This is a genomic window from Arthrobacter sp. P1_H7 (assembly GCF_056405215.1).
Genome location: NZ_JBFUCO010000002.1, coordinates 250723 through 263136, shown reverse-complemented (window position 1 = coordinate 263136; position 12414 = coordinate 250723). Strand labels below are relative to the sequence as shown.

Annotated in this window: 12 protein-coding genes; 6 read left to right on the top strand and 6 right to left on the bottom strand. The window is 67.1% G+C overall.

The genetic code is table 11. The features are described from left to right. The first annotated feature begins 128 nt into the window (after positions 1–128). Positions 129–1592, top strand: coding sequence for a dicarboxylate/amino acid:cation symporter (locus tag AC1DXI_RS01890; protein WP_476937213.1), 1464 nt, complete (start codon positions 129–131; stop codon positions 1590–1592). 104 nt (positions 1593–1696) lie between these two features. Here AC1DXI_RS01890 and AC1DXI_RS01885 read toward each other — a convergent pair whose 3' ends face one another. Further along, the gene (locus AC1DXI_RS01885; RefSeq protein ID WP_476937212.1) at positions 1697–2251 is read right to left on the bottom strand and encodes a hypothetical protein; all 555 of its coding nucleotides are present in this window, start codon (positions 2249–2251) and stop codon (positions 1697–1699) included. 205 nt (positions 2252–2456) lie between these two features. Here AC1DXI_RS01885 and AC1DXI_RS01880 point away from each other — a divergent pair, with 205 nt between their 5' ends. The 4 genes from AC1DXI_RS01880 (at position 2457) to AC1DXI_RS01865 (ending at position 6982) form a co-directional block, all read left to right on the top strand. Continuing rightward, positions 2457–2855: a YbjQ family protein gene (locus AC1DXI_RS01880; RefSeq protein WP_476937211.1), complete on the top strand. Its 399-nt coding sequence runs from the start codon at positions 2457–2459 to the stop codon at positions 2853–2855. Positions 2856–2938: 83 nt separating this feature from the next. After that, positions 2939–3634, top strand: coding sequence for a TetR/AcrR family transcriptional regulator (locus AC1DXI_RS01875; RefSeq protein ID WP_476937210.1), 696 nt, complete (start codon positions 2939–2941; stop codon positions 3632–3634). Position 3635: 1 nt separating this feature from the next. Continuing rightward, a complete protein-coding gene (locus tag AC1DXI_RS01870; RefSeq protein WP_476937209.1) occupies positions 3636–6182 on the top strand; it encodes an MMPL family transporter in 2547 nt (848 codons plus the stop codon). A gap of 224 nt (positions 6183–6406) precedes the next feature. Then, positions 6407–6982, top strand: a complete 576-nt coding sequence (locus AC1DXI_RS01865; RefSeq protein ID WP_476937208.1) for a hypothetical protein — start codon at positions 6407–6409, stop codon at positions 6980–6982. A gap of 15 nt (positions 6983–6997) precedes the next feature. Here AC1DXI_RS01865 and AC1DXI_RS01860 read toward each other — a convergent pair whose 3' ends face one another. From AC1DXI_RS01860 to AC1DXI_RS01840, 5 genes are all read right to left on the bottom strand, one after another. Further along, positions 6998–8518 (bottom strand): HNH endonuclease, encoded by a 1521-nt coding sequence (locus tag AC1DXI_RS01860; RefSeq protein ID WP_476937207.1) that lies wholly within the window; start codon positions 8516–8518, stop codon positions 6998–7000. A gap of 132 nt (positions 8519–8650) precedes the next feature. Next, positions 8651–9406: a class I SAM-dependent DNA methyltransferase gene (locus AC1DXI_RS01855; RefSeq protein WP_476937206.1), complete on the bottom strand. Its 756-nt coding sequence runs from the start codon at positions 9404–9406 to the stop codon at positions 8651–8653. 180 nt (positions 9407–9586) lie between these two features. Next, positions 9587–10540, bottom strand: coding sequence for a hypothetical protein (locus AC1DXI_RS01850; RefSeq protein WP_476937205.1), 954 nt, complete (start codon positions 10538–10540; stop codon positions 9587–9589). Further along, the gene (locus tag AC1DXI_RS01845; RefSeq protein ID WP_476937204.1) at positions 10537–11259 is read right to left on the bottom strand and encodes a cytochrome b N-terminal domain-containing protein; all 723 of its coding nucleotides are present in this window, start codon (positions 11257–11259) and stop codon (positions 10537–10539) included. The genes AC1DXI_RS01850 and AC1DXI_RS01845 overlap by 4 nt, the downstream gene beginning before the upstream one ends. Next, on the bottom strand, positions 11256–11423 hold the full coding sequence (locus AC1DXI_RS01840) for a hypothetical protein (protein WP_176803417.1): 168 nt from the start codon (positions 11421–11423) through the stop codon (positions 11256–11258). The genes AC1DXI_RS01845 and AC1DXI_RS01840 overlap by 4 nt, the downstream gene beginning before the upstream one ends. A 171-nt stretch (positions 11424–11594) precedes the next feature. On the opposite strand from AC1DXI_RS01840, the gene AC1DXI_RS01835 reads away from it, so the two are divergent. Then, positions 11595–12311 carry a Maf family protein gene (locus AC1DXI_RS01835; protein ID WP_476937203.1) on the top strand — a complete coding sequence of 239 codons (717 nt, stop codon included), beginning with the start codon at positions 11595–11597 and terminating at the stop codon, positions 12309–12311. Positions 12312–12414 lie beyond the last annotated feature (103 nt).

The window sequence follows — 12414 nt, the reverse complement described above, 5'->3', positions numbered from 1 at the left end:
ATAACTTCACAAAAGCCCCCGCCCGCGCGGAAATTCCGGGCATTCCGCGGCGCAGGGCCACCTGAGGCGCCGTAACATTTCTCAACATCCGTTCGTCATGCTATGTGCAACGGTCCTAGCGTGTTCCGGTGACCACTCAGACAAGCACCCCCGCACCCGCTGGAAAGACCGGGTTCCAGCTGCCCAAATGGACCGGCTCGTTCGGCTTCCAGATCATCGCCGCCCTGATCGTCGGCCTGGGCCTTGGCCTGCTGGCCAAGTACACCGGCAGCACCAAAGCCAACCCCAACGCCCTCGGCACCACGCTGCAGACCATCGGCTCGAGCTACGTCTCGCTGCTGCAGACCGCTGTGGTCCCCCTGATCTTCACCGCCGTCGTCAGCTCCATCTCCAACCTGCGCGCCGTTTCCAATGCCGCCCGGCTGGCCTGGAACACGCTGCTCTGGTTCGCGATCACCTCGCTGATCGCCGTGCTGATCGGTATCGGCCTGGGCGTGCTGCTGCAGCCCGGCGCCGGAACCGGCATCAACCAGGAAGCCAGGTACGCCGGCAAGTCCGGTGACTGGTGGGCCTTCCTGACCGGGCTGTTCCCGAAGAACTTCCTGGGCCTCGGCGCGACCACCACCGTCACTGACGGCGTCGCCACCACCGCCGTGAGCTTCAACGTCCTGCAGATCCTGGTGATCGCGATCGCCGTCGGCATCGCCGCGCTGAAAGTGGGCAAAGCCGCTGAACCGTTCCTGGCCCTGAACGCGTCCGCCCTCGCCGTCATCCAGAAGGTCCTCTGGTGGATCATCCGGATCGCGCCGCTCGGCACCGTCGGCCTGATCGGAAACGCCGTGGCTGTCTACGGCTGGGACACCATCGGCTCGCTCGGCAAATTCACCGTGGCGATCTACATCGGCCTGGCGCTTGTGCTGTTCGTGGTCTACCCCGCCCTGATCCGCAGCCACGGGCTGTCCGTCAGGCAGTACTTCTCCGGCGTGTGGCCGGCCGTGCAGCTGGCCTTCGTCTCCCGTTCCTCGATCGGCACGCTGCCGCTGACCCAGCGCGTGACCGAACGGAGCCTGGGTGTCCCCCGCGCCTACGCCTCCTTCGCGGTGCCGCTCGGCGCGACCACCAAGATGGACGGCTGCGCGGCGATCTATCCGGCCGTGGCGGCGATTTTCGTGGCCCAGTTCTTCGGCATCCAGCTCGACTTCACCCAGTACCTGCTGATCGCGCTGGTGTCCGTGCTCGGCTCGGCCGCGACCGCCGGCACCACGGGCGCCGTCGTGATGCTGACGCTCACGCTCTCCACGCTGGGACTGCCGCTGGCCGGCGTCGGCCTGCTGCTGGCCATCGACCCGATCCTGGACATGGGACGCACCGCCGTCAACGTGGCCGGGCAGGCATTGATCCCGGCGATCGTGGCCAAGCGCCAGGGCATCCTGGACGAAACGCTGTACAACGCGCCGCGGAACGGCGATCCGTTCAGCGACGACGTCGATGACAGCAACGACGTCGATAGCACCGCCGCCGTCGACCCCTCCGCCGCCGCAGCTCCCGCGGCTGGACGGGAAGAGCGGGACCTGGCTGACGCCAGGGCGTAACGGCTGAACGAGTGTTAACCAGAGAAGTCCCCGGGAATCCCTGGGGACTTCTCTGGTTTAACCGGCGTCGGCTTCAACCTGCGTCGGCTCCAGTGCGCACGGGCCTAGTGTCCGCCGATCACACCCTTTTCGGCGGCCTTGGTGACTGCGTCCGCTTCTGCCTGGGTCAGGGTGCCGTCCTTGACGGCCTGGTCCAGCCGGGGCTTCAGTGCGGCGGCGTGATTGGCCTGTTCCGCGGTACGCAATTCCGCCAGGGCAGCGGTGACCTTGGCTTCATCGATGCCAAGCGACTTCGCCAGGGAAGCGGCCAAGGCCTTCTGCATTGCGGCGCGGTCCGGCTTCTGCCCTGGGGACGGCGGGGTAGTCGGCCTGTTGACTTCGCGGAAAGTCTTCAGGGCATCGGTGACCTTGGCCTCGTCGACGCCGAGCTTGGCGGCGAGTTCTTTGGCGCGGGCGCCGGACTCCGCACCGCCGTGGCCGCGGTGCCCACCGCGCATGCCGTGGCCGTCGGCGAAGTTGTTCCCGGGGGCACTCGAGCTGGGTGTCGGGGTGGGCGTCGGCGTCGTGGTGGCGGAAGCCATCCCGGCGACCCCGAGCCCTGCGCCCAGTGCCACGGCCGCGGCCCCGAGGCCTAGCGCGATTTTGGTTGTGCGTGACATCTGCTGTCTCCTGGATCTGCCGCGCGGTGACGGCGCTTGAAGCTGATGGTACTTCGGGGGAAGGCTGCTCCACGAGCACCTCCAGTCTGCACCTGCCCCAGCAGAGATAGCTGTTTCCCAGCTTTCACTTTCCTGTGAATCCGGCAGGGACGCCCAGATGGCAAAAAGACGGCAAGAAGGCGGCAAAAGTGGATAGGCTCTGGGCATGCTGATCGTCACCTCGAACGACATTCCGGGCCACCGGATCGACGCCGTCTTCGGCGAAGTCATGGGCCTGACCGTCCGTTCCCGGGACATCACCGCCCAGGTCATGGCGGGATTCCGTTCCCTGGGCGGCGGCGAGGTGCTGGAAATGACGCGGGCCCTCCACGACAGCCGGCAGGATGTCATGGCCCGGATGGTGGCCGAGGCCGAGCAGCGCGGCGCCAACGCCATCATCGCCATGCGCTTCGATACGTCAGCGATCGGGCAAAACTGGACGGAGGTCTGCGCTTACGGCACAGCCGTATTTGCCATTCCGCTCTCGCAGAACGAGCCCGGGGCCACTGGCCAGTCGATCTACCTGACCAATTCCGGCGACGCGGCAGCCCAGCTCAAGCCCTGAACGCCGGTCCGCCTGCCAGCCCCACCGCCGCCAGCTTTCGAAAATACTTGCCCAGAGTGCAAACATGCACGTAGTGTAAGCGCGTGTCCCCATCACCCTCCCCCTCCGCCCACCAGGCCGCCGCATCCGGCGACCCCGGTGTCCCCTCGCGCCGCGAACTGAACAAGGCCGCTACCCGGCAGGCCATCACGGACGCCGCCATGGACCTGCTCCGCACGCGGGGGCCCGGAAACTTCACGGTCGAGGACATCGCCGACGCCGCCGGGATCTCCCGCCGCACCTTCTTCAACTACTTCGGCAGCACCGAGGCGGCGCTCGCCTCGGTGACGTTCGGCTTCCTGGACACGGCACTTCAGCAGTTCCGGCTCCGCCCGGCAGACGAGCCCATCCTGGAATCTGCCCGCGCAGCCCTCGTTGAACTGGCCGATCCCATGACCGTGGCACCCGTGGCCGAGCTCTACAGCCTGGGCCAGACCAACCCCCAGCTCAGCCGCTCCGAGCTGGAAGCCTGGGACCACTGCACCGAACAGATCATCGACGCCGCCCGCGAACGCTTTGCGCTGACGGCGGCCGGCGACGAGCTCTACCTCCGCGCCCTCGCCGGCTCCGTCATCTCGTGCGGAAAAGCCGCCATGGATGTCTGGTTTGCCCGCTGCGGCGGCGACCTGACCCCCGAGTCCCTGTCCATCCTGCGCCAGCTCCTGATCGATTCCATGGGCCTCCTCGGCTCCGGATTCGCGTCCCACTCCCCCGCCACCCCTTCCCCAGATCGGCACTGACATGGCCCTGTTGCTCTACCGTCTAGGCAAGTTCTCCTACCGCCACCGCTGGCTCGTCATCTCCCTCTGGCTCGCCGTCCTGGTGGCCGTCGGCGGCGCGGCTGCGGCCTTCCACGGCACCATGTCCAACAACTTCCAGATCCCCGGCACTGAAACCCAGCAGATGGCGGACAAGCTCAAGCAGGAGCTGCCCAAGTCCTCCGGCGGCTCGGCCGGCATCGTGTTCGAGTCGCAGAACGGCCAGTTCACGCAGGCCGGCAAGGACGCGGTCTCGGCTGCGCTGACCAAGTTGAAAGCCCTCCCCGACGTTCAGGGCACCGTGGACCCGTTCGCCACCCAGGCCCAGCTGGACAAGGCCGTGACGGACCTTGCCGCCGGCGAGCAGCAGGCATCCGCAGGACAGGCGCAACTGGACGCGTCGGCCGCCCGGCTGGCTGCTGGCAAGGCCCAGCTGGCCGCGGCCGAGCAGCAGATGACCGCGGCCGGCATGTCCGCCGAGGCCATCGACGCCCAGCTTGGCCAGCAGAAGGCTGCCCTCGCCGCGGGCCAGGAAAAGCTCGACGCCGGGACCAAGGAACTCGAGGCCGGCGCGGCCAAGCTCGCCCTGGCCAAGCGCCAGCTGGAGGCCTCGCAGGGCATGCGGTTCGTGTCCGAGGACGGCACAGCGGCAATCGCCCAGGTCCAGTTCAAGACCTCGATCAACGGGCTGGCCCCCGCTGTGCGCCAGCAGGTCCAGGACATCGCCCACGACGTCTCCTCTGCCGGAGTGACCGCCCTGGCCAGCAAGGAAATCACTGAGGACGTCTCGGAGCTGTTCGGCATCTCCGAGATCCTCGGCATCGCCATCGCGGCGCTGGTGCTTATCGTCATGCTGGGAACCCTGATCGCCGCCGGGCTCCCCCTGCTGATGGCCCTGGTCGGTGTGGCAGTGGGCGTCGGCGGCACCTTCGCCCTCAGCGGCGCCGTCGACATGAGTTCCATCTCCCCGATGCTGGCGCTCATGCTGGGCCTCGCCGTCGGCATCGACTACTCACTCTTCATCGTCAACCGGCACCGCGGCCAGCTCCTGGCCGGCATGGACGGCGAGGAATCCGTCGCCCTCGCCACCGGCACCTCCGGCAACGCGGTGCTGTTCGCCGGCCTGACCGTCATCATCGCCCTCACGGCCCTTGTCATTCCGGGCCTTCCCTTCCTGGCCGTGATGGGCCTGTCCGCCGCCGCAACGGTGGCAGTCGCCGTCGTCGTCGCCCTGACCCTCACCCCTGCCGTGCTGTCCCTGATCGGACCCCGGCTGATCTCCCGCAGGGTCTGGGCGAAGGCGGAAAAGCACAACGCCGCCCCCGGCCATGAGAGCGCCGACCGTGCCCGCGACGAACGCCGCAGCAAACAGGGCTGGGGCGGACTCGTCACCCGGCACCCGGTCCTGGCACTGCTGGCCGGTGTCCTGCTGTTGGGCATCGTGGCGCTGCCGGCCAGCCAGTTGCGGCTCGCGCTGCCCGACGGCGGGTCCGAACCCGTTGAGTCGCAGGCGTTCAAGGCCTATGACGTCACCGGCCGCAGCTTCGGCGCAGGCATGACAGGCCCGATTGTGGTGGTGGGCGACTTCCCGGCCGGCCTGAGCGCGGACGAAGCCACGGCCAAGCAGCTCGACGTCGCCGACATCCTCCGCGGCACGGGCAACGTCACCGCCGCCGTTCCGGTGGCACTGAGCGAGGACCGGCGCACCGCGGTGTTCCAGGTCATCCCCCGCGAGGGCCCGGCCAGCGCAAGCACAGTCCAGGTGGTCTCCGAGCTGCGCGCCGAAAAGGACCGCATCAAGGAAGCCACTGGGGTCAGCATCGGGCTCACGGGGCAGACGGCCGGCAACGTCGACGTCTCCACCAAGCTCGGCGATGCCCTTCCCCCGTACCTGGCCATCGTCGTCGGGTTGTCCCTGATCCTGCTGCTGCTCGTGTTCCGCTCCATCGTGGTGCCGCTGCTGGCCACGGGCGGGTTCCTGCTCTCGCTCGCGGCAGCCTTCGGAGCCGTCGTCGCGGTCTACCAGTGGGGCTGGTTGGGGACGGTGTTCGGCGTCGAAAACCCGGGCGCCGTGCTGAGCTTCCTGCCGATCATCCTGATCGGCGTGCTCTTCGGGCTGGCCATGGACTACCAGGTGTTCATCACCTCGGGCATGCGTGAGTCCTTTATGCACGGCGAATCGGCCAGGCACGCGGTCCGCACCGGCTTCAGCCATGCAGCATCCGTGGTCACCGCCGCCGCCATCATCATGGTCAGCGTGTTCGCCGGCTTCATTTTCTCGCACCTGAACATGGTCCGGCCGCTGGGCTTCGCGATGGCGTTCGGTGTCCTGGTGGACGCGTTTGTGGTCCGCATGACGATCGTCCCGGCCGTGATGTACCTGCTCGGCGACAAGGCGTGGTGGCTCCCCCGCTGGCTGGACCGTATCCTGCCGGACGTCGACGTCGAGGGCGCCAAGCTCCGGCCCGGGGCTTCCGCCTCAGCCTCAGCCGAAAGCGAGCCCGAGCCGGAGGAGATCGGCGCCCGCTAAAGCCCGCCGACGAGTTGCCCTGAAGCCGCGTTGCCTGAAGCCGAGTTCCCCTGAAGCCGCCCGCTGATCGTTTCGATCTGCGGGCGGCTTTTTCGTGCCTGCAAGCCCGGACAGCTCGTGGGGCCGTCCCCGCCGGATACTCACCAACGTCGCAACGGGTGCATTCTGCCCACTAGCTCTTGCCATCCGGCCGGAAAGCCAGCCCCGTATGTAGTATCTCCGGCATGGAAACTTTCCTCTGGCCTGGCTGCAAGTCCACTCACGGTGAGACTAAGGTCGCCGTGCTCGTGCCAGGTGCGGGATACAAGGTCGAATCGCCTCTTCTTTACTGGCCTGCAGAACAGTTGAGAGACCGCGGCTGGCAAGTTCAGGCAATTCGCTGGACCGACGATGATGAACCTGGGGACGACCCCCACGGATTCGCGGCCCGTGCAGTTCAGCAGGCGTTCGCCGAGTTGCCGCCCGCCGACCATCGACTCATCGTGGCGAAGTCGTTTGGCACGTTCTCTATTCCGTGGGCGGAAGAGGCTCAAGTGCCAGCTGTTTGGCTCACTCCTATCCTCACGGACGACGTCATTCGGCGGACACTTGCTGAAACAAGTAAGCCGGATCTGCTCATCGGTGGATCCAAAGACAAGTTTTGGGCAACCGATGCGTTGTCAGAAACCGCACCGACGTTCGTTGACATTCTGGACGCCAATCACTCGTTGGAAGTCCCGAACGACTGGCGTGCCTCCTTGGCCGCGCACGTTCAGGTGTTCACTGCCATTGAGCGATTCCTAGCCAGCCGACTCGTCTGACCGCCCCACTTCCTTTCATCGGTAGAAAGTCCTTCTCAAAGCCGTCAAGCCTCCGGGCCGCTCAGGCCGCCAATGAGCCTGAGGGCCGCACACGCTTGAGCGTCTTCGCGCGGTGGCGCTCGTCGCGGCGCTGGCGGTGTGACTCTTCGCTCGCTTCGCCGGCAGGCGATCCCGGCAGGGGGGTGCGGTGGAGTGGTAGGTGTGGCCGGTGGGGGTGGTGAGTTTGATGGTGTGACGGGGACGGGGTGCGGGGTGTGCGGTCCAGCCCGGGGTTTCTTTGGTGTGGTTGCAGGCTTCGCAGAGGCCGGCGCCGTTGTCTGTGGTGGTCGGGCCGCCGGTGTGCCAGGGAATGATGTGGTCCAGGTGGCGGATCGGTGCGTCACAGTAGGGGGTGCGGCAGGTGTCGTCCCTGGTTTGGATGAAGCGGCGCAGGCCGGGCGGGAAGAGCCGGGCGCGGGAGTCCATGGCGATGAGCTCTCCGCTGCCGGGGTGGGTGTAGAGCCGCCGGAGCCAGAGCCGGAACGCGCGGTCATCGGCGCACCCGGCGGTGCCGCCCGGGTGAGGCGGACCGCCGCGCCCCGGGGAACTACCGCCCTCGCCGCCGTGTGCCCTGCCCGGGGCCGGGTTGATGAGGGTGCGGGCCCAGCCGGCGGGGACGGTGCCGTAGCCGGGGAGCCGGGCGGGTTCGGCGTCGGCCTGGAACAGGGTGCGGTCGGTCATGATGAGCTGGATTTCGACGCCGGCGATCCCGCCGGGGGTGCCGGTGGTGCGTTCGACCAGGGCATCGGCCATCAGCTGCCCGCGGCCCCTCGGGTCCCCGGCGCCGTGGAGGGTGTCGGCGTGCCCACTCAGCGCCTTGTAGACCGCGACGCCGGCGGCCACCGGCAACAGGGCGCTCAGGCAGGTCATGGCATCGGGGGCCGGGCGGAGGCTGACGTGCCGCTCGGAGACGGCGTGCGCGGCGCGTTCGGTCACGGAGCGGGGATCACGCCGGTACGCGGCGGCCCGGGCCGCGGCGACCAGGGACCGGTCCCCGGCCCCGGCGAACGTCCCGGCGTCGGCGGCGAGTTCTTCGTCGACGGCGGCCCGGTCGGCCGGGGTCAGGCAGGCGGTTTCGCGCACGAGCAGGGTGGCGCGCCATTCGTTGAGCTGCCCGGCCTGCAGCGCGGCGAGGGTGTGGGGCATTTCGGTCACGAGGGCTTTGGCCAGGCCCAGGAGCCGGCCCCCCTTGGCGGGGGATTCGCGCCGGGCAAGGGCGAGCTGAGCGCCGATCCCGGCGCCGATTCTCTCGGCCGGGACCCCGGCGGCGGCCTGGTCGCGGCGCTGGAGCAGGTCGAAGGCCACGGCGAGCCGGGCCTGTTCCGCGGCGGCGGCGGATTTGAAATCCTCGAGTATACGAAGCCGGTCAATCAGCCCGGCACTATCCGTGGCCGGCGGGAGCGCGGCCAGCCGGAGGGCGGCCGCGGCGAACGACCCGCCGTCGCGGGGCCCTGCCGCCGGTCCGAGAGCCACATCAGGCCCCTGCTTGCCGTCCATGAACCCAGTCTCCCCGAGACCTCCGACAATCTAAGCGACAGCCGGAAGGAACCCGGGAAAGCACGATTGGTCACGGTTGATGCCGCGTTTGTGCAGTCGATTTGTCGTCGCCGGGTGTGGTGAGCTCGGCCCTCAGCGTGCGGCCAGCCGGTACACCGACACGTGACTGCGAGATTCCGCGGTGAATTCGCTGCGGTCCCAGTCTGCCCACCTGGACTCCAGCTCAAACCCGGCTATCCGGGCCATGAGATCGAGCTCGCTCGGCCAGATGTATCGGTGTGGTGTCCGTCCGATCCGCGCATCCCGCCCATCCGACAGTTCTGGGCCGAATCGCACATGGTGCGAGACGACGTGCTGGCGGAGCACGTCATACGTGTCGACCAGAAGATACCCGGGCTCACTGACTTCGACTGTGCCGCCGTGTCCGGGTGTCAGCGAGCGCAATTGCGGAACCCAGAGCTCAATAACGAAGCGCCCGCCACGTGCCAGATGACGGGCAGCGTTCTGGAAACACCGGACCTGTTCGTCCTGCGTCAAGAGGTTGGCGATGGTGTTGAACACCAGGAACGCAAGCGAGAAATTTTCGCCCGCCGCGGCCTCTGTCATGTCGCCCTGAACGACGGGGATGTGGTCCTCGCCGACCTTCTCACGCAGGCGGGAGATCATGGCGTGAGACAGTTCGATGCCGCTGACCTGGACCCCCGCTTCCCAGAGGGGGATGGCGACTCGCCCCGTGCCGATGGCAAACTCAACGGCCGGGCCGTTACCCGCCAGCCTTGACAGCACCTCCACTGTGGGGCCGAGTACCTCGGGCGAGAACATTCCCTCTCCGGGCGTGTCGTACTGCTTCGCCGCGTCCTCGTCCCAGAGCTGCTGCTGGTTGATCATCCAGCCACTATCGCACCCCGCTGCGCAGATCAGCTACCGGCCGACGCCTTCCGGTCGATCCAAGGCCCGCTATCCGTCCCAGCCTGGGCATGTTGGTATTACCGCGAACGTGGTCAACCGAGGCCGGTCGACACCGGGTGGCTCTGCCGGAATCCGCGGCGGTCAATTGATGCGGGCGATTCAGCGATTGCGGTAGTAGTCCTTCCAGACCAGGCGATGAAGGGGGATCATCCGCGGCAGCGACCTCAGACCAGGGATGAACGGCAGCAGCATCAGCAACGCGGTCAGCACGAGCATCGTCACAACGACGAGGGCATCGGCATTGGGCGCGGACTTGAACGGCTCGATTTGGTAGAGGAGCGAGAAGAGCCACAACCAGGACTGCCCAGGCGTATCGCCGGTTTCGTTCATCACGCCCCACTGATCCCCGGAGAGGTGTTGGCTGGCCGCAAGATCCGGGAAGTAGCCGCCGTCGCCCAAGAAGAGGAGACTGCGCGTGTAGTCCATGTTGTAGAAGTTCCCGCCGCTTTGCAGCACGCCGTCCAGATTGCCTTGGCGCGCCATCTCCAGCAACGCTCCGGTCAGTGCAGGGACCGGGCCATAGTCGCCGTCGCCCACCTGGGCCGGGTCGTTATCCGGCGCGGCGGCCAGGGCATCGGAATAGGCAGCTGCCCAGCTTGAGCGTTGCTGATCCGTGGCGGCCGTCCACTGCGCCACGGCTTCTGGCGGCGATGGCAGCGTGGACAGCGGAGTGATCACGAAGTCATTGGCCGTATCCACCGGAAGGCGGACGCCTGAGAGACTTTGAAGGTCCACGGGGCCGATCTTCTGCGTCGCTTCCGGGGTCGGGTTGTAGGGCGGCCCGTATCCTGCAGTATCGCTTGTCCCGGCAAGCTCCTTGGCTGCGGTGCCGACGAAATCCGAGGGGGCGGCCGTAGCCCACGTCTTGAGGCTGACGCTGGGCTCATCCGGGGACCCGAAGATGGCGGACACACCGAGCACGAGCAGACCAACCACCACAACGCCGATGATCAGTTCCTTGATGAGGTCATATTCGCGGACGCTGCCTGTCCAGGGCCGGCTGGCAACATCGTCCCTCTTCCGCCAAGAGATACTGCTGCTCTTCCTGGTCATTGCACTGCGCCCCCGGATTCTGTGCCCCTGGCTTCGGTGGCCTCCGGGCGGTCGTGAAGCAGCTGGGCGTCGGACTCCGCGGCCTCAAGTGGAGGTGCAACGCCGTGGACCCGGACCAGCAGGACGTGCAGGACAACCACAGCGCCCACGGCCAGTGGCAGCAGCGTGACGTGCCAGGTGAAGAGCTGACCGACGTTGGCCACATTGAACCAGGCGCCCACTCCGACTGCGTTCAGCGCATCCTTCGCTTCGAAGGCAATCCACTGGGAATCGAAGTTCGTCTGCAGCAGATACCCGGTGAAGGCCGCCACGATGGAAACGACAAACGAGATCACGCCGGTAATCCAAGTCAGGACCCTGCCCCCGCGCCAGGCCGCCATCCAGAATTTCAGCCACAGGTGCACCACCATGAAAATGAAGAAGAACTCCACGCTCCACAAATGGGTGCTGTTGACGAAGCTCCCCAGCGAAGAAACGTGATACCACTGGGGTCCGTTCAGTCCCAGCACTATCCCGGACACGATGATCCACAGCAGGGACGCGACGGCTCCCATGCCGAATACGTAGGCCCAGGACGCCACAAAGACCGGCTGGTCCTCGGGCAACAGCTTGTCCGGCGGAAGCTTCCTCAGGAGCCAACGGCGGACCCTGCCGGTTAATGTGTGGGCGTCCGCTTCATCGACCGGCGCACCGTGCCCCGGTGTGGCACCGGCGGTCATTTCCGCCGCTTCCCGCCGGGAAATGGAAGGACCAGGGCCAATACGAACAGGATGATCATCACGACGATCACGATCAAATTTCCGGACTGGATGGTGAAGCCGTCCCAGCCAAAATATGTTCCGTCACCAACCAGGCCAACGCTTGCCACCAGCCATCCGGTCATGGGCCACTCGATTCTCTTTACGCTGCCGGTTCAACTCCACCACCGTCACCTATCCGCAAACAGGGCCTTCCGCCCTAAAGCAACGCGGGGTCACCTAGCGCCTATCAATCCCCTCCGGATGGGCCGTAAGTGACCCCGCGTTGCTCTGTTGGGGTGGATTAGGCTGGAACGGTGACCCGCCTCATTCTTGCCTCCCAGTCCCCCGCCCGCACCAAGCTGCTCCGCAACGCCGGCATCGCCCACGAGGTCCTCGTCTCGGACGTGGATGAGGACGCCGTGCAGGCCCGCTACGGCGTGACGGATCCGCATGACACGGCCCTGCTGCTTGCCCGGGCCAAAGCCGAGGCCGTCGCGTCCCTGCCCGAGGCGGACGGCGCAATCGTGATCGGCTGTGACTCGGTCTTCGAGTTCGACGGCGAGGCCCACGGCAAGCCCTACACGGCCGACGTCGCCCGCGAGCGCATGCTGCGCATGAGCGGCGGCATGGGCGTCCTGCACACCGGCCACTGGCTGGTCGACTGCCGCGACACCGACACCGACACAGACACCGACACCGACACAGACACCGACACAGAAGACGGCGACGGCGACGCGCGCGGCACCGGCGCCACCCTGGGCTCTGTGTCCTCGGCCGAGGTGCACTTCATGGAAATGAGCACCGAGGAAATCGAAACCTACATCGCCACCGGCGAGCCGCTCCAGTGCGCCGGCTCCTTCACGATCGACGGCTACGGCGGGGCGTTCATCCGCAAGGTCGACGGCGATCCCCACACCGTCGTCGGGCTCTCCATCTCCACCCTGCGCGCCCTGCTCGGCCAGGCGAACGTGGGGATCACCGAGCTCTGGACCGGCGGGGCCGTGGACCCGGCGGACGTCCGCGCCGAGTAACGACGGAATGTATGCCGGAGGAAAGACAGACTGGGCGCGGAGTGGGCCAATTCGCCGCCCTTTGTGGCAACCCTACAAAGGAAGGGCCGTATACGCGCGGAAT

What these genes read in the sequence shown, in the direction of transcription:
- AC1DXI_RS01885 (WP_476937212.1), bottom strand. Translation starts at nt 2,251, where the DNA reads ATGTCACGCACAACCAAAATCGCGCTAGGCCTCGGGGCCGCGGCCGTG.
- AC1DXI_RS01880 (WP_476937211.1), top strand. Translation starts at nt 2,457, where the DNA reads ATGCTGATCGTCACCTCGAACGACATTCCGGGCCACCGGATCGACGCC.
- AC1DXI_RS01870 (WP_476937209.1), top strand. Translation starts at nt 3,636, where the DNA reads ATGGCCCTGTTGCTCTACCGTCTAGGCAAGTTCTCCTACCGCCACCGC.
- AC1DXI_RS01865 (WP_476937208.1), top strand. Translation starts at nt 6,407, where the DNA reads ATGGAAACTTTCCTCTGGCCTGGCTGCAAGTCCACTCACGGTGAGACT.
- AC1DXI_RS01860 (WP_476937207.1), bottom strand. Translation starts at nt 8,518, where the DNA reads ATGGACGGCAAGCAGGGGCCTGATGTGGCTCTCGGACCGGCGGCAGGG.
- AC1DXI_RS01855 (WP_476937206.1), bottom strand. Translation starts at nt 9,406, where the DNA reads ATGATCAACCAGCAGCAGCTCTGGGACGAGGACGCGGCGAAGCAGTAC.
- AC1DXI_RS01850 (WP_476937205.1), bottom strand. Translation starts at nt 10,540, where the DNA reads ATGACCAGGAAGAGCAGCAGTATCTCTTGGCGGAAGAGGGACGATGTT.
- AC1DXI_RS01845 (WP_476937204.1), bottom strand. Translation starts at nt 11,259, where the DNA reads ATGACCGCCGGTGCCACACCGGGGCACGGTGCGCCGGTCGATGAAGCG.
- AC1DXI_RS01840 (WP_176803417.1), bottom strand. Translation starts at nt 11,423, where the DNA reads ATGACCGGATGGCTGGTGGCAAGCGTTGGCCTGGTTGGTGACGGAACA.